This window comes from Dysgonomonas sp. Marseille-P4677 (assembly GCF_016652235.1).
GTDB lineage: Bacteria > Bacteroidota > Bacteroidia > Bacteroidales > Dysgonomonadaceae > Dysgonomonas.
Map to the genome: position 1 here is coordinate 16,729 of NZ_JAEPKU010000009.1, position 26,363 is coordinate 43,091.

A 26,363-nucleotide genomic window follows, 5' to 3' on the forward strand; every position below is an offset into this window, starting at 1 on the left:
CTAAACCTATATCAAATTTGCACTTAGAAACTTACGCATCAATCCAGGATCTTCACCTCGTTTTTCTATATATGATTCCAGTTGATCGTCCAGAATATTACCTATATTGAAGTATTTTGATTGGGGATGTGATATAATAATGCCACTGACAGACGCATTTGGTAACATTACTCCATTTTCAGTAAGTTCAACACCTATTTCTGTTGATTGCAGCAAATTATCATTCAATAAGAAATTAATAGACTGATCGGGAATAGAAGGATAACCTACCGCTGGTCGAATACCTTGATACTTCAATGTAAACATCTCATTGACACTTATATCTTCATCCGGAGCAAAACCCCAATAGTTGCGTCTTATCTCCGCATGAAGCCATTCCGTAGTAGCTTCAGCCAAACGGTCTAAAACGGATTTGAGAAGCAATACCTTATATTCATCACCCTCATTCTCATATCTACTCATCAACTCATTAGCACCCACGCCTGCTGTTACGGTGAATCCGCCAACATAATCTTTCTTCCCTGACGATTTAGGTGCTACAAAATCACATAATGAAAGATATTCACGCTTCTCATTCTGCTTTTGCTGACGCAACATAGGAAAACAAATATTATTGATATACAAACATTCATTCTCACTATACGCTTCAAAAACCCCAAATACCGCATTAATATAATCAGCTTTATTAAATACAAGCTGATCCAATAGTGATTTTGCATCTTTATACAACTGCATTCCTTCCGCCGCTTTTTCCCTTTCCCGTTCAGGAAAAGTATTTAGCCATGCAGTTTTGCATGAAGGACAATCATCTATATTTTGAACTGTAGCATAACGAGCTGAAAGGTTCCACGAATGAAAGAAAAACTTCCAATCGACATAAGGTATAATCGTTTCAATAGGAATATGTTTCAGTACCTGACGTCCCTCCACATTCGGTTCAGGAGTTTGATAATTAGTCCAATCAATCCCCATTCCTTTATTTATAACTCCTGATAAAGGAAGTAATCCTATTCTCTTATCTACTGCCGTATCGCGTAAAGAGGCATACTCGTTACGAATATCTTTTATATAATTATCTTTCGTGTTCGGATTTATCAACTTACCTACAGCCGATGGAGCCTGAGATGCATCTTTTACATATACTACCGAACCATTATTATATTTAGGATCTATCTTAATAGCTGTATGCAACTTAGATGTAGTTGCACCACCTATCATTAAAGGAATAGTAAATCCTGCTTTTTCCATCTCATGAGCTACAATACTCATTTCTTCGAGAGAAGGAGTTATCAAACCACTAAGGCAAAGGATATCGGGCTGTTCTTCTTTTACTTTCTGTATGATAACCTCCGGTGGGGTCATAACTCCCAGATCGATGACCTCGTAATTGTTGCAAGCGAGAATTATGGATACAATATTTTTACCTATATCGTGTACATCTCCTTTTACTGTGGCAATAACTAATTTTCCAGCCTTATTACTTCCAGCAGAAGATGATTTTTGTGCCTCTAATGTAGGTTGAAGGATAGCTACAGCCCGTTTCATAGTACGAGCCGTCTTTACAACTTGAGGCAAGAACATTTTACCGGCACCAAATAGATCTCCAACCTTATTCATTCCATCCATTAAAGGCTTATCGATAATATCTACTGCTTTGGGATATATTTTCAATGCTTCGGCCAAATCCTCTTCCAAGTAGTCGCTAATACCCTTCATTAATGCATACTGAATACGTTCATCGAGAGAGAAAGAACGCCATTCTTCGACCTTCTGTTCTGCCTGCCCAGTATATTCGTTCTTTATTTTTTCGGCATACTCGATCAGTTCATCCGTAGCTTCAGCCCTACGATTGAAAATCACATCTTCCACAAGGTTTCTCAAATCGAGAGGAATATCGTCGTAAACTACAGATTGCCCGGGATTCACAATCCCCATATCCATACCCCGCTGAATAGCGTAATACAAGAATACAGCATGCATAGCTTCGCGAACGTAGTCATTGCCTCGGAATGAAAAAGACAGATTACTAACCCCTCCACTAATTTTAGCATGTGGTAAATTCTTCTTAATCCAAGTGATTGTTTCCAAAAAATCGACAGCATATCCGCGATGTTCCTCTATACCTGTAGCTATAGCCAAAATGTTAGGGTCGAAGATAATATCCAGTGGATTAAATCCATCATTGACAAGTATTTTGTAGGCCCTTTCGCAAATCTCTATTCTACGAGCAAAGGTATCAGCCTGTCCTGTTTCATCGAAAGCCATTATAATTACAGCTGCTCCGTACGCTCTTACCAAACGAGCCTGACGAAGAAATTCTTCCTCTCCCCCTTTTAGTGAAATGGAATTGACTATCGGCTTGCCTTGTACACACTTGAGTCCAGCCTCAATTACCTCCCATTTCGAAGAGTCTATCATGACAGGGACACGAGATACATCCGGATCAGATGCCATTAAGTTAAGGAATGTAGTCATTTCTTTTACTCCATCCAACAGGCCTTCATCCATATTAACATCAAGCACCTGAGCCCCATCCTCTACTTGTTTATGGGCAATAGTAAGAGCTTCTTCATATTTCTCCTCCTTTATCAAGCGGAGAAACTTACGAGAACCAGCGACATTGAGGCGCTCCCCAATATTTATAAAGTTTATTTCAGGTTTAGCTTCTAATAGCTCCAAACCCGACAACCACATATATTGAGGCTTTTCTACAGGTTTATGTGGTGTGGCTCCTTCTATCAAGTCAACATATCTTGCAATATGCTCCGGAGTTGTACCACAACAACCGCCTAATATATTAACCAATCCTTCGTCTACATATTCTTTTATCTGGTTAGCCATTATTTCCGGCGTTTCGTCATATTCTCCAAACTGATTAGGTAGTCCGGCATTAGGATAAGCAGAAACAAAGCTTGGAGCAAGACGTCCCAACTCTTTCAAGAATGGCTTCATATCAGATGCTCCAAAAGAGCAATTAAGCCCTACCGAAAGAAAATCTATATGACTTACTGATGCTAAAAACGCACCAACCGTTTGTCCAGATAGAGTACGCCCTCCTTTATCGGAAAGAGTTACTGAGATCATTATCGGTAAATCTATATTCCTTTCTTTACGCACTTCATCTGCAGCAAACAAAGCTGCTTTCGCATTCAATGTATCGAATATTGTCTCAATAAGTAGTAAATCAACACCTCCATCGATCAATCCTTCAATCTGCTCTTTATATGCAAAATAAAGATCGTCGAATGTAACCGCCCGAAAAATAGGATTCTCTACTTTCGGACTCATCGATGCTGTCTTATTTGTAGGTCCTATCGAACCGGCAACAAAACGAGGTTTGTCGGGATTTTGCATCGTATAATCAACTGCAGCCTTCTTTGCTAACTTAGCCGCTTCTATATTCATTTCTTTTACTAAGTGAGACATATTATAGTCTTCCATAGATATAGAATTGGCATTAAATGTATTAGTTTCTATTATATCGGCTCCAGCTTCGAGGTATTCACGATGGATAGCTTCTATGACATCGGGACGTGTGAGGCACAACAAATCGTTGTTCCCTTTCAACAGAGTAACCGAATCTTCGAAACGTTCACCCCGGAAATCTTCCTCGGTCAATTTATATCGTTGTATCATGGTACCCATCGCACCATCGAGGATAAGTATCCTATCTCTTAATATATCTTGTATTTTTTGCATCGACAATAAATTATTATGTATTATTTATATTTCAAGATTCTACGACCTTAGAATATAAATATTTTGTAAATCAGCGAAATAACAACATTATATGGATAAATGTTCTAAGAGAATTTTCTCTATTTCACAAAAGTCTTCAAAATTAAATAAATAGAAGGATATATCCTAAATAAATCTACGTCTTTGTCTATCAATCAGTAGGAAGAATTCTGACTGAACGCACATTATAAAACCGAGCATATTGCTGATTCAAAGAAGCACAAGGATCTTCTTCTAAATCCATAAATCCAAATTTATAATGAATTCCTATTCTGCCTTTAAATATTATATCCTCTATTCCCCTATCCTTTTGCTCTCTCAATGAAATCTCTCTTTCGTTAAAAGTTTTATGTATTAATTTATGTATTAAATATATAGATCACAATCCTACTTATTATCATCTCGCGTCTCTCTATTTATCATAAATAACTCTTACCGAATTTATCCCATAATATTTTGCATACATTTCATTCAACCAATATTCGGGGTCATCTGATAAATCTTCAAAATCATATCTAGATGGTAACTCAATCTTATTATCGAATGATATATCCTTATGCCCTTTAGCTTTCTGCTCTTCCAAATATAGTTCTCTTTTGCCAAACTCTTCAGACAAATAATTGATACTCCTATATTGAAAATAAAAATTTATCAGAAAAGCTAATAAAAGAATAGAGACCATTCCTATATTGATATTTCGAAGTCTTTTTTTGTCCATATCTGCATACAAAACTCCCAAGGCTATTATTAATAAGCTAACAATCCCAAAAGCTGCCCGAGGGGGAAAGATTGGGGACGCTACCATCGACATCCATGCAATATGCGCAGTAGCGAAAAACAATAATGAACCCAATAAAATTTTACTATCTTTCGCCTGTCTGCCCAATCTCTTTTTGAAAAAGTATAATAACACTACATATACGATGGATATAGGAAATATATAAACCAAATATCTATATCCTACTTTTAATACCCTATATGCAATATTTTCCAATAGAGATTTATCCACTAGCCCCAAGCTTTCATTTACAACTTCCGATCGAAGATAATTACCCGGTGCTAAAATCATTATCAATCCGCCTATACAGACCCCTAAGAAACCCAGAATAGCCCACACGGGTATTTTCATCTTATTGTATCGAAGTAATAAACCCCAACCAATAATAAAAAATATTTGAGCCGCAAACATATTCTCATTGGTCCAACCAGAAAAGATCCCAACGAGAAAGAAAAACATAGCTTTCAGATAATTATCTTTAAACTTTCCGGAAATATAGTAAGAATAATAAGGGTATAAAAAAAGTATTACAATGAAGGTACCCCACAAATAATTAGCCGATCCGACCAACCATAATACAGTACTATTAAATGCAGGCAAAACCAACCAAAGAATAAGGCCGAGAAGTAAGAAAAAAATACAATTTGGGTTTTTCCCTTTATTGCTAATACAATATATCATATATATGTATGCGATAAAAGCCAAACTATTGACAATAACTTTACCGTTATGTCCTATATTCGATAATACATGAGCAATACCATGAACTACAGACCTCCCGCCCCATGTCATATACTGACTATACAAACGACCTAAAACCTCTTTACACAGAGGTATAAAACTATCATTCGAGTATATATATCCCCAGTCATCAGCATATAAAGGATATAATCGATTCAGCACGAAAACAAAGACGAAAAACAAACATGCTAAACCAATGAGAGTTAACTTTTGTAGTCTATTGTCTGTCATACATCCATTCGTTCTATATTAGCCATATTACTTTTAATAAGCTACTGTTTCATAGCCCGGTCCATAGCTCTCTTATCATCTTTCTCTCGAAGACTTTGACGTTTATCATATTGTTTTTTACCCCTAGCTACCGCAATATTAACTTTAGCCAGTCCCCTATCATTAAGAAACATACGTGTGGGAACAATGGTATAACCAGTCTCTTTTACTAAACGTGCTATCTTTTTTAGCTCTTTTTTGTTTAACAACAGCTTTCTATCGCGTTTTGCTGTATGATTATTATAAGACCCGTAAAAATATTCGGCAATATACATATTACGAACCCACAATTCATTCTTCTCGAATATACAAAATGTATCTACTAAACTAGCTTTACCTAGTCGTATAGATTTTATTTCAGTACCGGTAAGTACAATTCCGGCTGTATATGTTTCTATGAATTCATAATCGAAACTAGCCCTTTTGTTTTTTATATTGATCGTCAACTGACTCATTGTATTTAATATCCAATTGGTATATAATAAAGTATACAAAAATAACTAATTTATAATAATTATCAGAAAACTATAGATATGAAATAATAGTAGTGTTAAAAGATCTATGAACTATATTTTATAAAGAGAAAAGCCGATTTTCAAAAAACCGGCTTTTACTTTATCACATAATATAATACTATTTTTCTCTTATGATAATATTTATCGGTGTTCCAGACAAATTCCAATTATCACGAATTCTATTTTCCAAGAATCGCTTATAAGGGTCTTTGATCCACTGTGGTAAGTTGCAGAAAAACACAAACGTAGGAACCTGTGTATTAGGCAACTGCGTAATATATTTTATCTTAATATATTTCCCTTTATTTGCAGGTGGTGGAGTATGTTCTATGATTGGCAACAATACTTCATTCAACTTATGAGTAGGTACCTTTGTTTTGCGGCGTTCATATACTTCTTTTGCAATCTCCAACACTTTCAACACCCTTTGCTTTGTCTCGGCTGAAGCAAAAACAATAGGAAAGTCAGTGAAAGGAGCTAAACGTTCACGAATAGCTTTCTCAAAAGTCTTAATTACTATTTGTTCCTTATTCTCTACCAAATCCCACTTATTGACACATACAACAAGGCCTTTTCTGTTTTTCTGTATTAAAGAAAATATATTCATGTCCTGACTCTCTATACCCTGTGTGGCATCGAGCATCAGCACACAAACATCCGAATTTTCAATAGCCTTTATAGAACGTATAACCGAGTAGTACTCCAAATCTTCGGTAACCTTGCCTTTCTTGCGTATACCAGCAGTATCTACAAGGTAAAAGTTCATATTAAACTTATCGAAACGTGTATAGATAGAGTCACGCGTTGTGCCTGCAATATTTGTTACAATATTACGCTCCTCATCCATTAATGCATTTACAAATGATGATTTACCTGCATTAGGACGTCCTACTATAGCTATACGTGGTATTTCTTCGAGTGGTGCATCGTCCTCTTTCTTGGTCAGCTTGGAAACGATTATATCTAACAAATCCCCTGTACCTGCACCATTAATAGCTGATATATTAACCGGATCACCTACTCCTAAACCGTAAAATTCGGCGGATTGAGCATGAAGATTAAAATTATCTGCTTTATTAGAAACCAATATAATAGGCTTCTTAGTCCGGCGCATCATATTACCTACACCCGCATCAAGGTCGGTAAGACCATTCATTACATCTACTACAAAAAGAATCAGATCGGCTTCTTCAAGAGCTATAGAAACTTGTTTATTTATTTCACTTTCGAAGACATCATCTGAATTAACGACCCATCCCCCTGTATCTACAAGGGAAAACTCTTGTCCTCCCCATTGTACCTTTCCATATTGGCGGTCGCGTGTTGTTCCTGACGTCTCATCTACTATAGCTTGCCGGCTTTCGGTCAAACGGTTGAATAAGGTAGATTTGCCCACATTTGGACGACCGACTATAGCTACTAAATTTCCCATAAATTATAATGTACTCTAAATTTTGCGTAAAGGTACGTATTTTTATCGAAATGTATAGAAACAAGAAGGTTCACAATTAGTGAACCTCTATTTTTTCTTGACTGATTATCAGTTCTATCTAAAATAAGAAACACGTGTGCACCAAACCAATGTATCTTCTTCCAATTTCATATTTTCGAGTGAACCAAAAGAAGAATAGGAAGCTACCTCCTCAGCTGTAACTTCTTTTTGTGGTTCAATCTGCCTCAAGCGAAAAGTTCCTTCTCCGGTTTTATATCCTACATAATGCTGCCTGATAGCTAAACTATTTATACCACCTTCGCCAAAATACTGATATTTTTCTCCCGTATGAATAAAGAGAGAGCCATTCTCGAACTTACAAAGGCTTTTTTCCGGCTTTACACCTCCTTGTGCTAAAGTAATCAGTATCTGATTTTCGGCAGGAAAGGCAATTGTTGTATTAGAATAGTTTTCGTAAATGGATGAACTGATATAATCTACAATTTTTAGTTTATTGGTTGTATCACATTCTATAGCGCCAGCAGAACCACCAGTATACAGTTTGAATGGTTCTTCTATTTTTGACTCTGCGTAGCGTAACACTCCGGTCGACGTACTATCATCACTACCACAAGCAAAAAAAGCTAATAATAGAATAGGTAATAAATATATGTATCTCAAATTCATTTTTTCTTCTTTAAATTGAAAAATCAAAGTTGCTTTATTCAATATTGTAAATAATATTACACCAAGCAATTGTGTCTGTTGGATTTACAAAATCACGATTACTAATATCCTTGGCTATTTTCAATGATTTCTCTAAATTCAATATTTCATCTAATGCAAATGCAGTATCTTTTTTCTCCGTCAACGGAAACCTAATTAAACTTTTGCGTCTATAAAGATTTTCTGGTGATGAGCCTAATGCTATAAATAGAGATGAACCATCACTCTTGTTGATAAAAAGAGAATCATTTCTAAAAGTATAGGTTGATAAAATTTTGAATTTTTTCTCATGAGTATAAGTCAGGCGATCTGCGTTAAATTGGAAAGTAATACTATCATATAAAGCATAATTAAATGCCAATCGACCACCTGCGGTGAAATATCGAACAATTAAATCTCTTTTTTTCAAGTTATTAAAATTAACGGCAGTTGTATCTATTCCTTGATAAAGATTAAAATCTGATAAATCTATAGATTGAACTCTCATAGTCCTAACATCATTCTCATTGTCACTATTACAAGCAACAAACAAAACGACAATAAGACAAATTAAGTATATAAATTTCTTCATTATATATTTCTATTTTGGCTATAAAGATAAATAAAAATTATCTTATCGAGTTATGATCCCCAACTCTGCTATTTTATATTTATCACCCCCTGTCGTTAATTGAGTCGGGCTCAATTTTAAATAGCGGGTATTGACTACTTTGTCGAACCAGACATTTTGTATCACAGGATTGTTCTTCATATTATTAAATATTGCATTACTCTTCACTTTATCCCAGTTCTTCCCGTCGATACTAATAAGAAAATCATACCTCGATATATTAGATGCCTGTACATTTGCCACCGGAGTATATGTGAAGCCTTTTAGATTGAGGACTTCGCCTAAATCAATCACTAAAGCATCATTAATTCCAACTTCAACAGATGTATTTTTATTTCCATCTATTATTTTTGAAACACCTTCAGAAGAAGGTGATACAACACTCCATTTCTCCGGAGCAATATCAAAAGATTCACTAACTATATCACTTTTTTCCCCACCATCGTTTACCATCGCTATTGCCTTTACAATGCCTCCCTTCGACAATAGAAACGGTTTATTGTATTTCACGGACGAAACAGATGGATTTGACCCATCTATTGTATAATAGATGGACGGATCTGGCGTTTTACATTTAATGACAACCATTCCTGACTTATCACGCTCTATGATAGGTGCAGATAATTGCTCCGAGGCCTTAAAGACCTCAATTGTACTGATTACAGGAGATGCTAATGCATTGAAATCTATTTTTATTTTCTTTGTCTCAACAGTCGGAAAGCGCAATATTCGCTTATACCCGATAGTTGTAGCTTCTACTAAATCAGACCAATCATTATTCTTATCACTCCAATATTTTACATTAAAAGATGACACTCGCTGACCTAACGGTATATATTCTTGTAAAAGAAGCCTGTTAAAAGAAGTTGAGGTTTTAAAATTTATCTCTATTGAAGGAGATTGATCACCATCTGCCGAAGCCCAATATGTATCATAATCTTCATCTTTAATATTCGAAATATCGTATTGAGAATCAGCATTAGATTTCACCTCTGCTTTTTTCATCAGATTATCTTTGAATTCTTCCTCAATAGCTTTACGGAATTCCATCAGCCTTATGGAATCAGTAGGATGTATACGCCCACGACGATCTGGCGGTACATTAAGTAGAAGATTAGAGTTTCGTCCTATGGAGGTATAATAGATATTCATCAATTCATCTACTGTTTTCACTTTGTCATCTGTAGATGGACTGTAAAACCATCCCGGACGAATAGACACATCAGTTTCTGCCGGGACCCATGCTTTTCCGCCTTGCTCTCCTCTGTTCAAAACTTCTGTAGAAGGTGCTTTTGCTCCAGGCTCAAAACCCTCAATATTCAAAGTAGACCAGTTGGTCTCGCCTGCAATACCTCTTTCGTTGCCCATCCAACGACATCCGGGACCAACATCACTAAAGATAATAGCATGAGGCTGATTACGATAAACAATATTATGGAATAAGCTCCAATCATAGACTTGTCTCTTACCGTCTTTACCCTCTCCATTAGCTCCATCAAACCACTGTTCGAAAACCTCTCCATAATTCGATAAAACTTCATTCAATGTATTGGCAAAAACTTGATTATATTCTGGCGTCCCATAAGCAGGATGATTTTGATCCCATGGCGATAGGTATACCCCAAATTTCAGATCGTATTCCCGACAAGCTTCGGACAGCTCCTTCAATATATCTCCTTTACCGTCCTTCCAAGGGCTTTCTCTTACAGTATGTGTACTATATTTACTTGGCCACAGACAAAAACCATCATGATGCTTTGCTGTTATTATTATACCTTTCATCCCAGCAGCCTTAGCCGTAGCAGCCCATTGGCGACAATCAAGATCTGTTGGATTAAATACCTTGGGGTCTTCTTTTCCATCACCCCATTCTACATCTGTAAATGTATTAGGCCCAAAATGAATAAACATGTAATATTCCATTTGTTGCCACTTCAATTGATCTGGAGAGGGTAGAGCTCCATATGGTATTAGGCCTTTTTCGTTCTTGCACGAAAAAATCAATCCTAGAAAAAGAATAATAAATAAGGATGTTTTGAATGGTATTTTCATCTTGTTTTTGTATTTAAGCCTTTAAAGATAATCATTAAAAAAAGAAAAAGGATAACTAGCTGTTATCCTTTTATATCTCGATTTAAATAAATCTATTTATCAATACGCCCATTTCAAATATACAGAACCCCATGTAAATCCAGCTCCGAAAGCAGTCAGGATAATGTTGTCTCCTTTTTTAAGTTGAGATTCCCATTCATACAGACAAACCGGAATTGTACCTGCACTGGTGTTTCCATATTTTTGGATATTTACCATAACTTTATCTGCCGAAAGCCCCATTCGGTTACCAACAGCTTCTATTATACGAATATTTGCCTGATGCGGTACTAACCATGAAACATCATCTTTGGTAAGGTGATTACGCTCCATTATTTCAACGGATACATCGGCCATACGAGATACGGCATGTTTAAATACAACCTGCCCTTCCTGATATACATAATGCATACCTTTATCAACAGTTTCGTATGAAGCCGGATAAACAGAGCCTCCTCCATGCATATGCAAATGAGGTATCCCTACGCCATCAACATGCAAGATAGAATCCATTACACCGTATTCTTCGGTTGTAGGCTCAAGCATGACTGCTCCCACAGCATCACCAAACAATGGACAAGTAGTACGATCTTTATAGTTTGTAATAGAAGTCATTTTATCTCCGGCTACTATCACAACTTTCTTATATTGTCCCGACTTGATAAAATTTGACCCTGTTTCCAAAGCATATAAGAAACCTGAACATGCAGCTTGTATATCAAAACCTAAAGCGTTTTTTATACCACATGCTTCGGCTGTCATCGCTGCCGTAGAAGGAAATATATAATCGGGGGTAGTTGTAGCAAAAATAATTACTTCAACCTCTTCTGGCTTAGTATTTGTTTTTCTCAACAACTCTTTTACAGCTTCAGCACCCATTACAGAAGTTCCCTTACCTTCACCTAACACACGACGCTCCTTAATACCTACTCGCGATATTATCCATTCATCTGTAGTATCAACGATTTTCGACAATTCTTCATTTGTCAAAATATCTTCAGGAATATATGCACCAACACCGGTTATTGCGGCTCGAATCATTGTTATTTCTGCTTTTGTGAGTATTTAATAAAAAAAATGCCCTAATATAGGGCTTAGAGTTTAGGTATAATCTAATTAAACCGCAGCTCCTTTTTCGATAGCTAATTTGCCTCTGTAATATCCGCATTCAGGGCAAACTGTATGAAATACATGCCAAGAACCACAATTAGAACACACTGCCAATGTAGGGGCTACTGCTTTATCATGAGTTCTTCTTTTAGCTGTTCTCGATTTTGACTGTTTTCGCTTCGGATGTGCCATTTTTTTGTTTTATTTTAGTTATTTTATTTATCTAAATTAGAAAATTTTAGTTTCCTCTTATAGTTTAATCTTCGTCTATAGGTGCATCTTTTAGGGCATCCCAACGTGAATCTGTGAAAGATGAATCATCTTCGTCTAACGACATATCATCATCTACATCATCGTCCGATTCCTCATCGACACTTTTAGCTCTATGCTTGTTTAATTTTGAAGACATAGCCTTATTACATGTCCCGGCAGGATGTACTCTTTTTGCAGGCAAGCTCAATACTATGAACTCATATAAAAACCATGCAATATTTATCTCACCGTCTTCTTCGGGTATAATAACAATTTCATCGCTCTCTTCCGAATATTCTTTTCCGAACTTCACGATTAATTTATTCTTCGTATCGACATCCATTGCAATGTCATCCAAACATCTATCGCACGAAACAAGTACAACACCTGTAATAGCGAAATTCAATTCAAATGTAACCGCTGTCTTTTTTAGAGACACTATTACATTCAAATCTCCCTTCTTTACATCAGCTGTACCGTCATCGATAAGCGAAAAAAAACCTTTATCCAAGTCATACTTGAACTCATGCTTCCCTTCCGACAAACCTCTGAGAGGTATATTATATAGGCTAAATTTTCCCACGTCTTATATATATAACTCTAAAAAGAACGGCTGCAAAGGTATAAAGTTTTTTTGAATAAATAAATATTTTAAGGTCGTTTTATCTTTATATCCTTCACGATCTGCAAATCGCTAGATATCCAACTATGGCAAAAACATTTTACAAACCCGTAAACACAAGTACTGCACCCTATCCGAATACGACTCAGGTATAAATCAACAAAACAAGACCGCCCAAAATGAGCGGTCTTACGTGTAGTTGTGAAATGGAGCCTTTCTTTATTTTGCTGATGTGCAATAATTACTTTTTTTAGAAGCCCACCATAAAGGAGCTGAAGTTTTATCGCCTCCTTCTAATTGAGCTACTCCCGCATTGTATTTACTTTCATTTATCAATTTCTCGTTTTGAGGATAAACTGTTCTTTGTATATAATTTAATGGATTATATATATCTCCTCCCCCAGGATAAGTACCATATCCTTCATTCCTATATTGAGGTATATCTAATGCCGGAAGATTCAATCTCCGCTTATCGTTCCATATCTGTAATGACATATCCGGATATGAGGCAATATATTTTTGAGTTATAATTTTCTCCAATTCAGTATTACCTGCTCCTACAACATCATCGTATTTCGCCGAAGTACCCCATGAGTTCTTATCTGTAGATTCTAAATAAGCATTCACAAGATTAGTATCCAAAGCTCCGTTTTCATCAACCAATCCCCACTTCAAGAACGACTGTTTTACTCCTTCTTCATACCATTCTTTAGCTGACTTGCCTCCATTTATACCAAAGCGCTCAGCTATTTCTGCCATAATAAAGCAAACTTCTGAATAAAGGAAAATATCTGTTTTCCTAGAATCATTCGGTATTACAAAAATTTGACTCATCTTACCTACATTATTTCTGGCATCCCCATCTTCAGTCTGTTGTCCAGCTATTAAACCTGCCCATTTATAGCCAAAGTCAGCAGGTCCCGGATCAAACATTCTTAGCCCACGAGGATCTATTTTTGCCGGCCCAGTAGGAGTTATAACCTTACCTTTACTATCTAGGACGGGATTTCCTTCCTTATCGGTATATTTTAATGCTATTCCACCAATATTGGTAAGCGCTTTCTCCATAGATTTTACTAAAACTTGCTTTTCTCCCCAACCAACTTGATATAAGTAATATGGGTACTGATTACCCCACCCGGTAGTACCTGCTATTGCCGCATTATCCTTAGCTGTCATAATACCTCCATCAGCTGCTAGCGCTGCCTGAATTTGGCTCTTACAAGCCTCTTCATCTATCTCAGATAATTTAAGTGCCAATCTTAATCTTAATGTATTTGCAAAACGCTTCCATGCAGCCATATCTCCCCAGTAAATCTGATCTTCACCAGACATAAATTTGAGTTTTGGATCGAATTGCTTTACAGCCTCATCAAGTTCTTTAAAATACAACTCATATTGCTTGTCCAATGGCATATAATCAGGATTCTCGTCATCCGGAGAAAACGGAAATGGAGCCGGACCAAAATAATCTGTAAATTGAGCTTGCCCGTATACTCGCCATATACGTGCTATTGCTATAGAGTTATCTCGACCCTCATATTGGGCAGAATTCTTAATTACAATATTTAGTGTTGTAAGCCAGGTATTATAATAACTATTCCAATACTTAGCCTGCCATTCATCATTCATAGCATACGTACGAGACGTTCCACTTCCCCCGGTATATTGAGCATACACATCTATACTCAAGGCCTTTGCCCGTTGATGAACATCCGCACCTCCATAAGTTGCTATATTTCTTATAGACGCAGCAATATCGGAGTATGAGAAATCATAGCGACTATCATCCGGATTATTCGGATCAGAGTTGAGTGCATCAAAACCATCGGTACACCCTGAGCTAAACAAGGTGGCCCCCAATAAAAATGAAATAAATATATTTTTTGTTTTCATAATTGTTTCTGATATAAAATTAGAATGTAACATTAACATTGAATCCAAGGCTACGTAAAGTAGGCATAGAACCATATTCAAACCCTTGAGCATTACCTGTAGAGAAACCTGCTTCAGGATCGAATCCTTTAGTTTTGCTATGTATCATCCATAAATTACGTCCTACGAAACTTATTTTCACACCCTGCACCGGTGTTTTGTGTAATAATTTGCGCGGTAATTTATAACCTACACTCAATTCACGTAATCTTACATTTGTCGCATCATACATCCAAGCCTCAGCAATATCTCCTAAAGCAGTCCAATATTTTTGAGCGGTAGTTTCTACACCCGGATTTCCACTAGCATCAACACCCGGCGCAACCATTTTTTCACGACCAGCCAATGTATTGTCTAATGTTCCTGCCAATGAACCTGCTTGTATAGACCCCATGTATACTTCTCCTCCATAGCGCATATCAATCTGGAAAGAAAAATCAAAATCTTTATATCGGAATGTATTTGTCAGTCCACCCATCCAATCCGGATTGTTATTTCCTAATTTCACTTTATCTCCGGATGCTTCTGGTAGTCCTTTTTCTGACAATAGTATCTCTCCTTTATCGTTCCTCTTATATGGTTTACCATAGATATCGCCATAGGAACCGCCTTCTTTTGCTACTATATCTACCATGCTTGCATAAGATGGATCACTCAATACTTGTTGCTCTATACCATCTGCTAGTTCTACTATTTTATTTTTATTCTTAGAGAAGTTCAATGCTATATCCCATGTAAAATCTTTAGTTTTCACTGGAGTTCCTGTCAACATAATCTCAACACCTGAATTTCGAACATTTCCTGCATTTACATATTTATATGAGTAACCCGTTGACGAAGGTGTGTTCATTTTTAAAATCTGATTTTTAGCATCCTTATTATAAAAAGCAAAATCTAATCCAATACGACTATTTAGAGCTCGTAACTCCAATCCTAACTCATAAGAATTAACAGTTTCATTTTTTAGATTATACAACTTCCGCGTATCACCTTTATCTCCATTAAGAATGGTTTCTATCTGCCCCGTTTTTTCATTCACTATATACCTGGTAGACAACATCCTTGTATTAATCAAGTTAAATGGATCAGTATCGTTTCCTACTTCAGCCCAAGACAAACGTACTTTCCCATAGTTTATAGGGCCTAAATTTTTGAATGTTTCTGAAAACAACCAGCTAGCGCTTACCGATGGGTAAAAGTATGAATTATTATAAGAATTAAGAGACGAAGACCAGTCGTTACGTGCTGTTAAATCAAGATACAACATATTATCCCAAGCAAAAGAGGTTGTAGCATACAATGAATTGATTTGTTTCCTTGATAAGAAATCTGATACATCCTTAGTCTTTCCATTAGCTAAAGTAAACCAGTCTTTTGCTATCAATCCATTGGTACGTCCCATCATATTATCTATACGCTTATACATAACATTACCACCAGCTGTAGCGACTAACCCAAGCTTATCTGAAAGCTGTTTATTAAACGTAACTAGGAAATCCGCATTTATCTCATAATTCTGATCCTTATGAATAATATACTCACCTTCCTGATACCAATATGGAGTTCCTGTTGCCTGACGCATCTTATATTGCGCAGTTGTGAAGTCCATACCATAACGCCCTTGTATATTCAACCACTCCGTAAATTCATATTTTAATGAGCCAAAACCTATAAAACGATGTCTTCTATCTTCATTCGTATTTTTATAAGCACCCCAATATGGATTTCGAACCATACCACCATACGAATCTGTCCAAGCGACTGGCTTTCCTGAAAGATCTGTACCGCCAACACTTGTTGTACCATCTACATAAGCATAATCTTGCCCTGGTTTATTCAGATCACTATAGTGTATAGAACGAGGCATTCTTAGATAATTAAGGAAAATATTATCCGGATCTCCCGCCAACTTTACACGATTTTCTGTTTTCTGATTAATATAGGATATCTTAGCATCCATTGACAACTTACTAGTCAATTCTGCGGTTCCACGCATAGTAAATGAAGTTCGACCAAAACCACTGTTAGGTACAATATTCTTATTAGATAGATTCATAACCCCAACACGGAATGTATTTTTATCATTGGCACTTGTCAACTCTACACTATTGGTCCATGTTGTACCTGTACGAAGAAAACTATTTAAATCATTATCAGCAGGAGAATATGTTATATTATCTCCAACAAGATTTTTAAATGTTTGCCCGGTCATTCTTTCCCCCCAGCTACTTGCTGCAGTAGAGTTATACTTTCCATCTGTGCCTTGCCCATACTCATTCTGATACTTTGGACTTTGCATCGGAGAATCGAATGTTAGATTTGAATTTACAGAAATACCAATACCTTTTGATCCAGAACCAGTTTTTGTAGTAATCATAATAACACCATTACCAGCACGCGATCCGTAAAGAGCAGCTGCAGCAGGCCCTTTCAATACCGAGATAGACTCAATATCGTCGGGTGAAATATCTGCCATACCAGAACCTCTATCTACCGCCTGGTTACCCCAATAGTCATCAGAACCGCCAGTTTCGCTATTAATAGGTATCCCGTCCACAACGACAAGTGGTTGATTATTACCATCAATAGAATTATTCCCGCGAAGAACAATTCTACTAGAGCCGGCTGCACCGGTACCTGATTGCTTAACCTGCAATCCCGCAACCTTTCCTGATAAAGAGTTTGCTATATTAGCATCTCTCGTTTCGGTCAACTGATCTCCTTTCACTTCAGACAAAGCGTATCCAAGTGATTTTCTGTCCCGTTTAATTCCTAAAGCTGTTACAACAACTTCATCAAGAACTTTAGAATCTTCAGTCAACGAAATATTAATGGTTGTCTGCCCATTAACAGCAACTTCTTTCGGAAGAAAACCAACATAAGTCACAGACAATACACCATCAGAAGCAACTGACAAAGTAAAATTGCCATCAATATCAGTCATATTCGCATTCGTCGTTCCTTTCTCTGAAACAGTAGCCCCAACCAAAGGTTCTCCTAGCATATCCGTAACAATACCTTTTACTGTAATCTTATTCCCTGACTGAGAGTATACAAGACTGCTCAGCATAAAGAGAAAAGCAAGAAGAAAGATGGAAACGTGGACACTTTGCCCAAAAGGATTAATCCTTTTTCTTTTAAATTTACACATCATAGTTTTTTTTATTTAAGGGTTCAGCACATTTAATGTATTGTGCAAATGTATAAGAGAAAATCATAAAAGAAACACTCAAAGTGTTAATTAACATTTTAATAAAATCTAGAGCCAGCGTTAACTCCAAACACAAAACACAAACCCAATCAATTAATAAACAAATAATTACAGGAACAACCAAGACCTCTAAGAGAGCAAAAAGACATACAAAAATGTTATTAAACATATATTCACAAATAAAAATACATAATAACACTCAAATATTAATTAACATTTACAAAACACCATCAAAAATATTGTTTTCAATAGATATTCGCCAACACCCTGACAACAAAAAAAACACTTCAATATCATTTTGCAATCTTCAGTGAACAAAATGACGCCTTCATACATTTACACTCATTTTAATTGACAATATTGATAAAATATATGAGTCATTTTGTTCTTTTTTGACAAATAAAAAAAGTATCTTTGTAGCAATAAACAAAGTATGTTAAAATCAAGATCATGAATTCAAACTTATATGATTTTATACCGATATTAATACAAGTTGCATTTTCCTTCTTATTTGTATTTGCAACTGTACTGGCATCAAACATGCTAGGTCCAAGACGCAAAAACGCAAGAAAAGATGCTAACTTTGAATGCGGACTCGACCCGATAGGCAATGCTCGATCACCATTTCCTATTAAATATTTCCTAGTAGCAATTCTCTTTGTCTTATTTGACATAGAAATCATATTCATGTATCCTTGGGCTGTAAATTTCAAAGAGCTTAGCTGGGAAGGTTTTGGCAAAATGGGAATTTTCATCGGAGTCATTGTCGTAGGTTTCTTCTATGAAATGAAACGTAAGGCTTTGGAATGGGAAAAATAAATATACAAGACTATGAGCAATTCTTCTAATATAAATATAGTACCGGCCCCTGAAGGATATACCGGTCATGGATTCTTTGCCACTAAATTCGACTATGCAATAGGTCTTGCGCGTGCAAACTCGCTTTGGCCTCTACCATTTGCAACCTCATGCTGTGGAATTGAGTTTATGGCAACAATGGCTTCAACCTATGATATGGGCCGCTTTGGAGCAGAACGAAACAGCTTTTCACCTCGTCAAGCTGATATGCTATTGGTAATGGGGACTATTTCTAAAAAAATGGCTCCTATTCTTCGTCATGTATACGAACAAATGGCTGAACCTAAATGGGTGATTGCAGTTGGTGCCTGCGCATCATCAGGAGGAATATTCGATACATATTCGGTATTGCAAGGAATAGATAAGGTTATTCCTGTAGATGTATATGTACCTGGTTGCCCTCCTCGCCCCGAACAAATATTAGACGGTGTCATGCAATTACAAGAATTAGTAAAACACGAGTCAATACATCGAAGAGGCTCGGACAGATACGAAAAATTACTTGAATCATATAAATTTGAATAATAAATAAGGAATAATGGCACTAGAATCTACAGTTATTGAAAATAAGATAAGTGAAAAGTTCGGCGCTGAAGTTTCAAACTTCAGAATGGAACAGGATATCTTTACATTCGAAGCTACTCCTGCTGTTATTAAAGATGTAATACGTTTTATGAAAGAAAATGAAACGTTACACTTTAATTTTATGACAGATTTGTGTGGTGTACATTATCCTGATAATGAAAAGGATTCGCAATTCGCAGTTGTTTATCTATTACACAATTGGATAGACAATATACGTGTACGCGTGAAAACATTCCTTAACGGAAATAAACTGGAAGTTGACACGACGGTTGATATCTTCGCGGCAGCTAACTGGATGGAGCGTGAAACTTATGATTTCTACGGAATTATATTCAAGGGGCATCCCAATATGAAACGAATACTAAACGATGAAGGCATGTCTTCGTTTCCTATGCGTAAAGAGTACCCTTTAGAAGATCCTGGACGTACAGATAAAGACGATCGTTTCTTCGGAAGGACACCGAATAATTATGAACCAACTAAATAAAGCAAAGTTAAGGAAATGTCAGATCAACTAATAAATCCAGAACATCGCTTTGCGAAAATAGTAAGAGAACAAAAATTTGAAGATGGACGAGAGCTAAATGTGCTGAACTTTGGCCCCACACACCCATCTACTCATGGTGTGTTCCAAAACATATTATTAATGGATGGAGAACACATTCTGGATGCCGACACCACAGTCGGTTATATCCATCGTGCATTTGAAAAAATTGCTGAACATAGAACATTTTATCAAATCACAACTCTTACCGACCGGCTAAACTACTGTTCCGCCCCATTGAATAATATGGCTTGGTGGATGACTGTAGAAAAAGCTCTTGGCGTAGAAGTTCCCAAACGTGCACAATATATGCGCGTAATAGTAATGGAACTTGCACGTATAACTGACCATCTCATATGTAATTCTATATTAGGCGTTGACCTTGGAGCTTACACTCCATTTTTATATGTAATGAAATATCGCGAATTAGCATATGAAATATATGAAGAGATTTGTGGTGCACGCCTAACAACCAACATGGGACGTATTGGAGGTTTTGAACGCGACTGGAGTGAAGTTGCATGGCGTAAACTTGATGAATTCCTTGAAGGTTTTCCTAAAGCATGGGATCAACTGGAAAAGCTCTTCGTTCGCAATCGTATTTTCATGGATCGTATCGTGGGAGTAGGCCCTATTTCGGCAGAGAAAGCCATGAATTATGGATTCACAGGACCTAACCTACGTGCTACAGGAATCGATTACGATGTACGCGTAGCAAAACCTTATAGTTCGTATGAAGACTTTGATTTCATTGTTCCCGTAGGCGAATCCGGAGATACTTACGACCGTTGGTGTGTGCGTGCTGCCGAGATAAAAGAAAGCTTAAAAATAATTCGTCAGGCACGAGACAACATGCCAGAAGGTTCATACCATGCCGATGTGCCGGATTATTACCTCCCGCCAAAAACTGAAGTATATACTGAAATGGAGGCGCTCATTCAACATTTTAAGATTGTAATGGGTGAGGTACCTGTTCCTGTAGGAGAAGTATATCATTCGGTAGAAGGAGCAAACGGGGAATTAGGTATATATTTAATAACAGACGGATCACGTGTCCCTTACAGAGTTCACTTCCGCAGACCTTGCTTTATTTACTATCAGGCATTTCCTGAAATGATAAAAGGCGGACTGTTTTCGGATGCTGTAGCTACACTATCAAGTATAAATGTCATTGCGGGAGAATTAGATGCATAATGTCAATGGAAACTAGAGAATATAAACAAATAATAAATATGTCGGAGGAATTGATGGCGCGTATCAACGAACTATTGAGCCATTATCCTGCCGACAAAAAGAAATCGGCATTACTGCCTGTTCTTCATGCCGTACAAGATGCTCACGACAACTGGCTGAGCCTTGAACTAATGGACAAAGTAGCCGAAATATTAGAAATAACTCCTATAGAAGTGTATGAAGTTGTTACATTCTATACAATGTTCAACCAAAAGCCAATAGCAAAATACATGTTCGAATTTTGTCGTACTGCCTGCTGTGGTTTACGTGGAGGGGAAGATTTGATGGATTATACTTGCCAAAAATTAGGAGTCAAGCAAGGTGAAATAACACCTGACGGCATGTTTAGTGTTGTAGGAGTTGAATGTCTTGGAGCATGTGGTTATGGTCCTATGTTACAATTAGGAGATAACTACCATGAAAATCTGACAAAGGAAAAGATCGATACTCTGATAGAGGATTGTAAACAAGGAAAAGTAAACCTATATTAATTGCGATGGCTAGAAAAATATTATTTGAAAAATTAGATATTCCCGGAATACAGGAATACGAAGTTTATCGCAAAAATGGTGGCTATACATCTGTTGAGAAAGCATTGAAAACAATGACTCCCGATGAAGTTGTTGAACAAGTGAAAGCTTCCGGCATGCGTGGTCGTGGAGGTGCAGGTTTTCCTATGGGAATGAAATGGAGTTTCATAGATAAGAAATCCGGAAAACCCCGCCATTTAGTAGTAAATGCCGATGAATCGGAGCCTGGTACATTTAAAGACCGCTTTCTTATGCACCATATCCCCCACTTGCTTATTGAAGGGGCTATTGTCTCCAGTTATGCATTAGAAGCAAATTTATCGTATATCTATATCCGTGGTGAATACATGTGGATATTCAAGATATTGGAAAAAACTATTAAAGAAGCCTATGCCAATGGATGGCTAGGTAAAAATATATTAGGAACAGGTTATAACCTCGATCTATATGTACACTGTGGAGCAGGAGCATATATTTGTGGTGAAGAAACTGCTCTTATCGAATCACTGGAAGGTAAACGTGGAAATCCACGAATTAAACCCCCATTTCCTGCTGTAAGCGGATTGTGGAATGAGCCGACAGTGGTAAACAATGTGGAATCTATTTCTACCGTTTCTTGGATTGTAAATAATGGCGGAGACGAATATGCCAAGATTGGAATCGGCAAATCGACAGGAACAAAACTAATGTCTGCTTCGGGGCATATCAAAAACCCCGGTGTCTATGAGATCGAACTAGGCTTATCCGTTGATGAATTTTTCAACTCCGATGAATATTGCGGTGGAATGATGGACGACCGTCCTCTCAAAGCTGTTATTCCGGGTGGATGTTCCGTTCCTATCTTGCCTTCTCAATATATTTTTAAAACGGCAAACGGAGAAGATCGTTTAATATCTTATGAGTCATTAGCCGATGGAGGTTTTATAACTGGTTCATCTCTTGGTTCTGGTGGTTTTATAGTATATAACGACACTGCTTGTATAGTTAGAAATACATGGAACTTCTCACGCTTCTTCCATCACGAAAGCTGTGGACAATGTTCTCCTTGTCGTGAAGGTACCGGATGGATGGATAAAATACTTCAACGTATTGAAACCGGCCATGGACGAGAAGAAGATATAGATCTGCTATGGAGTATCCAAAGCAAAATAGAAGGTAATACAATTTGTCCGCTTGGTGATGCAGCATCGTGGCCCGTGGCTGCGGCAATCCGTCACTTCCGCGAAGAATTTGAATATCATGTTCGCTTCCCTGAAAAGATTAAAGACAGGAATCACTTTGCGAACGAACCAATGGAAAAAGTCAGACATCTATTAGCAACAGCTAATAGTGTGAAATAGAATTGAATATTTATAAAAAGGCTAATAGCTACAAGCTAACAGCTAACAGCTAAAAAAATATGAAAATTACAATAGACGGACATACAGTAGAAGTCGAAGCCGGAACTACCGTTCTGGAAGCAGCTCGCATTGTTGGCGGAGACAGCGTCCCTCCTACTATGTGCTATTACTCCAAATTGAAAGATTGTGGAGGTAAATGTCGCTGCTGTCTTGTGGAAATAAGCAAAGGTAGCGAGAGAGACCCACGTCCAATGCCAAAGCTTCAGCCATCGTGTGTTACAGCTGTACAAGATGGAATGGAAGTTAAAAGCGGAACTTCACCAAGAGCTTTGGAGGCTCGTAAAGCAGTTACTGAATTCCTACTTATTAATCACCCGTTAGACTGCCCCGTTTGTGACCAGGCTGGAGAATGTGATTTACAGAATCTTGCATATGGAAATGGTAATTTCAAATCACGTTACATAGAGCAGAAGCGCACATTCGAACCGGAAAATATAGGTCCGTATATCCAACTGCATATGAATCGTTGTATTCTATGTTATCGTTGCGTAAAACTTGCCGATCAATTAACACCTGAGCGTGTTCATGGAGTGATAGGAAGAGGCGATCATGCTGAAATATCCACCTACATAGAACGTGCAATAGATAATGATTTCTCGGGAAATGTAATTGATGTTTGCCCTGTAGGAGCATTGACTGATAAAACATTCCGTTTCAAATCACGTGTATGGTTTAATAAACCATTCAACGCACATCGCCATTGCACTAAATGTTCGGGAAAAACTGTCCTTTGGATGTTTGGAGACACAGTTCAACGTGTAACAGCACGCAAAGATGAGTGGCACGAAGTCGAAGAATTTATCTGTAACGAATGCCGTTTTGAACATAAAAATGTTGAAGACTGGGTTATAGAGGGACCTCGCAAATTCGAGAAACCATCTGTAATCAATGTGAACAATTATACAAAACAGACGAAAAAAGTAAAAATAGAAGCAGATGAACTTATACTCGAAGGTAGAGAAGAGGATCAGAAGAAAATAAGTATGTCAGGCTCACCCTATGATGAAAATGAGTTGAAGGCTATTCAGAAAATAAAAGAAGAATAAAATAAGATAATGGAAGTTGCTTTAATTTTAGAAAAATTGATTCTTATCGTTCTTGTTTTTGCAGTAACAATGCTTGTCGCATTATACTCAACTTATGCGGAACGTAAAGTAGCCGGATTCCTGCAAGATAGATATGGACCTAACCGTGCGGGAATATTCGGATTGCTACAGCCAATTTGCGATGGGGCTAAACTTTTTTCGAAAGAAGAATTTATGCCCAACACGCCCAACAAAATTCTTTTTATAACTGCTCCGGCAATTGCAATGTCAATCTCTCTTTTGGGAGTAGCACTCATTCCATGGGCTAAAGAGTTTGTAATAGATGGTTATGGAGTCGTAAAACCATACATTGGGGATGTAAATATTGGAATACTTTACATAGTTGCCGTATTATCAACAAGTGTCTACGGTGTGGTGATAGGTGGATGGGCTTCTAATAATAAATATTCCCTGATGGGAAGTATTCGTGCAGGCGCCCAGATGATCTCTTACGAAATAGCAATGGGTTTATCCTTGATTGCTTTGGTAATGATGACAGGTAGCCTTAGCCTTGTAGAAATAACAGAACAACAAAGCGGCTGGCACGGAATGCAATGGAACGTTATCTATCAACCTCTGACTTTCATCATCTTTCTTGTTTGTTCTTTTGCAGAATGTAACCGTACCCCGTTCGACCTTGCAGAATGTGAATCAGAGTTGGTTAATGGTCACCATACTGAATATTCTTCTTTAGGAATGGGATTCTTCATGTTCTCTGAATATGCCAGTATGTTCTTTTCCTCAGCATTTATTTCTGTCTTATTCTTCGGCGGATACAACTATCCGGGAATAGATTGGGTCGCTGAAAAGAACGTAAATCTAGCTAACGGCATCGGAGTATTAGCACTAATGGCTAAAACATTGTTCTTCATATTCTTCTATATGTGGGTAAGATGGACAATACCAAGATTCAGATATGATCAGCTAATGAAACTAGGATGGAAAATGCTTTTCCCTCTGGCTATAGTGAATATATTCCTTGTCGGAATAGGTGTTCTTATTTTTAAATAAAACATGGAATTGAGATGTCATCAATAAAAGATATATCATTATCAGGAAGAAAAACGGAGGTCACCAACAAAAAGATGACTTTTATGGAGCGAATCTATCTACCGTCTATAGTAAAAGGCCTCTGGATTACGATTCAACATTTTTTCGCAAAGAAAAATACAATCCAGTATCCTGAACAACAACGCGAGTTCAGCCCCGTATACCGTGGGCAACACGTGCTGATGCGTGACGAAGAAGGGCGGGAACGTTGTACAGCTTGTGGCTTATGCGCTTTAGCTTGCCCAGCTGAAGCTATTACTATGGTTGCAGCCGAACGTAAAAAAGGTGAAGAGCATTTATACAGGGAGGAGAAATATGCTTCTACTTATGAAATAAATATGTTGCGCTGTATATTCTGTGGTATATGCGAAGATGCGTGTCCGAAAGAGGCTATCTTCCTTACCAAATCGAAGCTTCTGGTAAAACCTAAACTAGAAAGGAATGACTTTATCTACGGAAAAGATAAACTTGTGATATCCGTAGAAGATGCCAAAGCTAGAAAATATGATTAATAAAGAGCTACGAGATAACTAATATAATATGATTACAATAATTTTTTATATTCTGGCAGCCATAACACTGGGAACAGCTATTTTGACTGTTATGTCAAAAAACCCTGTACATAGTGCAGTGTATATGATTATCTGTTTCTTTTCTATTTCGGGACATTTTCTGTTGCTGAATGCATTATTTCTGGCAGTAGTAAACGTTGTTGTTTATGCCGGAGCAATTATGGTTTTATTACTGTTCACCCTGATGCTAATGAATCTGAGTGAGCAACACGAACCTAAAAAGAAAGTGATAAGCCGTATAGCAGCTACCATATCAGCATGTCTGATGGGAATAGTATTGCTGGCATCGCTACTAAAATCAGCTCCCGTTATAGAAACATACAAAGCGGAGGGTTTTGATTACCAATCGGTAAATGTTATTGGTGAGGTATTACTCAACGAATATCTTGTTCCGTTTGAGTTTGCTTCTATACTATTGCTCACAGCAATGATAGGAGCCGTATTGATTTCAAAAAGAGAAAAAAAAGCTTAAGCT

At 37.2% G+C, this 26,363-nt stretch carries 22 protein-coding genes; 10 read left to right on the top strand and 12 right to left on the bottom strand.

Annotation, left to right across the window (positions count from 1 at the left end):
* Positions 1–6 precede the first annotated feature (6 nt).
* The 12 genes from metH to JGH11_RS03675 all read right to left on the bottom strand — a co-directional run bounded on the left by metH (position 7) and on the right by JGH11_RS03675 (position 17,974).
* Positions 7–3,699 (bottom strand): methionine synthase, encoded by a 3,693-nt coding sequence (gene metH / locus JGH11_RS03620; protein WP_201110205.1) that lies wholly within the window; start codon positions 3,697–3,699, stop codon positions 7–9.
* Positions 3,700–4,150: 451 nt separating this feature from the next.
* Complete coding sequence (locus tag JGH11_RS03625) at positions 4,151–5,488, bottom strand: DUF6056 family protein (RefSeq protein WP_201110206.1); 1,338 nt, start codon at positions 5,486–5,488, stop codon at positions 4,151–4,153.
* A 41-nt stretch (positions 5,489–5,529) separates the two neighbouring features.
* On the bottom strand, positions 5,530–5,982 hold the full coding sequence (smpB, locus tag JGH11_RS03630; protein ID WP_201110207.1) for an SsrA-binding protein: 453 nt from the start codon (positions 5,980–5,982) through the stop codon (positions 5,530–5,532).
* 178 nt (positions 5,983–6,160) lie between these two features.
* Positions 6,161–7,474: a ribosome biogenesis GTPase Der gene (gene der, locus JGH11_RS03635; protein ID WP_201110208.1), complete on the bottom strand. Its 1,314-nt coding sequence runs from the start codon at positions 7,472–7,474 to the stop codon at positions 6,161–6,163.
* Between the two features lie 114 nt (positions 7,475–7,588).
* Positions 7,589–8,161 (bottom strand): hypothetical protein, encoded by a 573-nt coding sequence (locus tag JGH11_RS03640; protein WP_201110209.1) that lies wholly within the window; start codon positions 8,159–8,161, stop codon positions 7,589–7,591.
* A gap of 34 nt (positions 8,162–8,195) precedes the next feature.
* On the bottom strand, positions 8,196–8,771 hold the full coding sequence (locus tag JGH11_RS03645; protein WP_201110210.1) for a hypothetical protein: 576 nt from the start codon (positions 8,769–8,771) through the stop codon (positions 8,196–8,198).
* 42 nt (positions 8,772–8,813) lie between these two features.
* Complete coding sequence (locus JGH11_RS03650) at positions 8,814–10,862, bottom strand: alpha-L-fucosidase (protein WP_201110211.1); 2,049 nt, start codon at positions 10,860–10,862, stop codon at positions 8,814–8,816.
* Positions 10,863–10,961: 99 nt separating this feature from the next.
* Complete coding sequence (locus JGH11_RS03655; protein WP_201110212.1) at positions 10,962–11,942, bottom strand: beta-ketoacyl-ACP synthase III; 981 nt, start codon at positions 11,940–11,942, stop codon at positions 10,962–10,964.
* A 75-nt stretch (positions 11,943–12,017) separates the two neighbouring features.
* Complete coding sequence (gene rpmF / locus JGH11_RS03660) at positions 12,018–12,203, bottom strand: 50S ribosomal protein L32 (RefSeq protein ID WP_006798555.1); 186 nt, start codon at positions 12,201–12,203, stop codon at positions 12,018–12,020.
* Positions 12,204–12,267: 64 nt separating this feature from the next.
* Positions 12,268–12,846 carry a DUF177 domain-containing protein gene (locus JGH11_RS03665; RefSeq protein ID WP_201110213.1) on the bottom strand — a complete coding sequence of 193 codons (579 nt, stop codon included), beginning with the start codon at positions 12,844–12,846 and terminating at the stop codon, positions 12,268–12,270.
* Between the two features lie 258 nt (positions 12,847–13,104).
* Positions 13,105–14,781 (bottom strand): SusD/RagB family nutrient-binding outer membrane lipoprotein, encoded by a 1,677-nt coding sequence (locus JGH11_RS03670; protein ID WP_201110214.1) that lies wholly within the window; start codon positions 14,779–14,781, stop codon positions 13,105–13,107.
* Between the two features lie 19 nt (positions 14,782–14,800).
* Positions 14,801–17,974, bottom strand: a complete 3,174-nt coding sequence (locus tag JGH11_RS03675; protein ID WP_201110215.1) for a SusC/RagA family TonB-linked outer membrane protein — start codon at positions 17,972–17,974, stop codon at positions 14,801–14,803.
* 507 nt (positions 17,975–18,481) lie between these two features.
* Between JGH11_RS03675 and JGH11_RS03680 the strand changes: the two genes are divergently transcribed.
* Genes JGH11_RS03680 through JGH11_RS03725 form a run of 10 tightly spaced genes read left to right on the top strand, consistent with a single transcriptional unit; the run spans position 18,482 to position 26,360 of the window.
* Complete coding sequence (locus JGH11_RS03680; RefSeq protein WP_201110216.1) at positions 18,482–18,850, top strand: NADH-quinone oxidoreductase subunit A; 369 nt, start codon at positions 18,482–18,484, stop codon at positions 18,848–18,850.
* Between the two features lie 12 nt (positions 18,851–18,862).
* Entirely contained in the window at positions 18,863–19,414 is a 552-nt protein-coding gene (locus JGH11_RS03685; protein ID WP_201110217.1) for an NADH-quinone oxidoreductase subunit B, read from the top strand.
* Between the two features lie 13 nt (positions 19,415–19,427).
* On the top strand, positions 19,428–19,961 hold the full coding sequence (locus JGH11_RS03690) for an NADH-quinone oxidoreductase subunit C (protein ID WP_201110218.1): 534 nt from the start codon (positions 19,428–19,430) through the stop codon (positions 19,959–19,961).
* Between the two features lie 15 nt (positions 19,962–19,976).
* Positions 19,977–21,212 (top strand): NADH dehydrogenase (quinone) subunit D, encoded by a 1,236-nt coding sequence (gene nuoD / locus JGH11_RS03695; RefSeq protein WP_201110219.1) that lies wholly within the window; start codon positions 19,977–19,979, stop codon positions 21,210–21,212.
* 5 nt (positions 21,213–21,217) lie between these two features.
* On the top strand, positions 21,218–21,742 hold the full coding sequence (nuoE, locus tag JGH11_RS03700; RefSeq protein ID WP_201110220.1) for an NAD(P)H-dependent oxidoreductase subunit E: 525 nt from the start codon (positions 21,218–21,220) through the stop codon (positions 21,740–21,742).
* Positions 21,743–21,747: 5 nt separating this feature from the next.
* Positions 21,748–23,121 (top strand): NADH-quinone oxidoreductase subunit NuoF, encoded by a 1,374-nt coding sequence (gene nuoF, locus JGH11_RS03705; protein ID WP_201110221.1) that lies wholly within the window; start codon positions 21,748–21,750, stop codon positions 23,119–23,121.
* Positions 23,122–23,180: 59 nt separating this feature from the next.
* Positions 23,181–24,227 (top strand): 2Fe-2S iron-sulfur cluster-binding protein, encoded by a 1,047-nt coding sequence (locus tag JGH11_RS03710; protein WP_201110222.1) that lies wholly within the window; start codon positions 23,181–23,183, stop codon positions 24,225–24,227.
* A 9-nt stretch (positions 24,228–24,236) separates the two neighbouring features.
* Complete coding sequence (gene nuoH / locus JGH11_RS03715; protein WP_201110223.1) at positions 24,237–25,277, top strand: NADH-quinone oxidoreductase subunit NuoH; 1,041 nt, start codon at positions 24,237–24,239, stop codon at positions 25,275–25,277.
* Positions 25,278–25,291: 14 nt separating this feature from the next.
* Entirely contained in the window at positions 25,292–25,828 is a 537-nt protein-coding gene (locus tag JGH11_RS03720) for an NADH-quinone oxidoreductase subunit I (RefSeq protein ID WP_201110224.1), read from the top strand.
* 28 nt (positions 25,829–25,856) lie between these two features.
* Entirely contained in the window at positions 25,857–26,360 is a 504-nt protein-coding gene (locus JGH11_RS03725; RefSeq protein WP_201110225.1) for an NADH-quinone oxidoreductase subunit J, read from the top strand.
* Positions 26,361–26,363 lie beyond the last annotated feature (3 nt).

Bases quoted from the DNA above. Each gene is read 5' to 3' on its own strand.
- metH (WP_201110205.1), bottom strand. From the start codon at position 3,699: ATGCAAAAAATACAAGATATATTAAGAGATAGGATACTTATCCTCGAT.
- JGH11_RS03625 (WP_201110206.1), bottom strand. From the start codon at position 5,488: ATGACAGACAATAGACTACAAAAGTTAACTCTCATTGGTTTAGCATGT.
- smpB (WP_201110207.1), bottom strand. From the start codon at position 5,982: ATGAGTCAGTTGACGATCAATATAAAAAACAAAAGGGCTAGTTTCGAT.
- der (WP_201110208.1), bottom strand. From the start codon at position 7,474: ATGGGAAATTTAGTAGCTATAGTCGGTCGTCCAAATGTGGGCAAATCT.
- JGH11_RS03640 (WP_201110209.1), bottom strand. From the start codon at position 8,161: ATGAATTTGAGATACATATATTTATTACCTATTCTATTATTAGCTTTT.
- JGH11_RS03645 (WP_201110210.1), bottom strand. From the start codon at position 8,771: ATGAAGAAATTTATATACTTAATTTGTCTTATTGTCGTTTTGTTTGTT.
- JGH11_RS03650 (WP_201110211.1), bottom strand. From the start codon at position 10,862: ATGAAAATACCATTCAAAACATCCTTATTTATTATTCTTTTTCTAGGA.
- JGH11_RS03655 (WP_201110212.1), bottom strand. From the start codon at position 11,942: ATGATTCGAGCCGCAATAACCGGTGTTGGTGCATATATTCCTGAAGAT.
- rpmF (WP_006798555.1), bottom strand. From the start codon at position 12,203: ATGGCACATCCGAAGCGAAAACAGTCAAAATCGAGAACAGCTAAAAGA.
- JGH11_RS03670 (WP_201110214.1), bottom strand. From the start codon at position 14,781: ATGAAAACAAAAAATATATTTATTTCATTTTTATTGGGGGCCACCTTG.
- JGH11_RS03675 (WP_201110215.1), bottom strand. From the start codon at position 17,974: ATGATGTGTAAATTTAAAAGAAAAAGGATTAATCCTTTTGGGCAAAGT.
- JGH11_RS03680 (WP_201110216.1), top strand. From the start codon at position 18,482: ATGAATTCAAACTTATATGATTTTATACCGATATTAATACAAGTTGCA.
- JGH11_RS03685 (WP_201110217.1), top strand. From the start codon at position 18,863: ATGAGCAATTCTTCTAATATAAATATAGTACCGGCCCCTGAAGGATAT.
- JGH11_RS03690 (WP_201110218.1), top strand. From the start codon at position 19,428: ATGGCACTAGAATCTACAGTTATTGAAAATAAGATAAGTGAAAAGTTC.
- nuoD (WP_201110219.1), top strand. From the start codon at position 19,977: ATGTCAGATCAACTAATAAATCCAGAACATCGCTTTGCGAAAATAGTA.
- nuoE (WP_201110220.1), top strand. From the start codon at position 21,218: ATGGAAACTAGAGAATATAAACAAATAATAAATATGTCGGAGGAATTG.
- nuoF (WP_201110221.1), top strand. From the start codon at position 21,748: ATGGCTAGAAAAATATTATTTGAAAAATTAGATATTCCCGGAATACAG.
- JGH11_RS03710 (WP_201110222.1), top strand. From the start codon at position 23,181: ATGAAAATTACAATAGACGGACATACAGTAGAAGTCGAAGCCGGAACT.
- nuoH (WP_201110223.1), top strand. From the start codon at position 24,237: ATGGAAGTTGCTTTAATTTTAGAAAAATTGATTCTTATCGTTCTTGTT.
- JGH11_RS03720 (WP_201110224.1), top strand. From the start codon at position 25,292: ATGTCATCAATAAAAGATATATCATTATCAGGAAGAAAAACGGAGGTC.
- JGH11_RS03725 (WP_201110225.1), top strand. From the start codon at position 25,857: ATGATTACAATAATTTTTTATATTCTGGCAGCCATAACACTGGGAACA.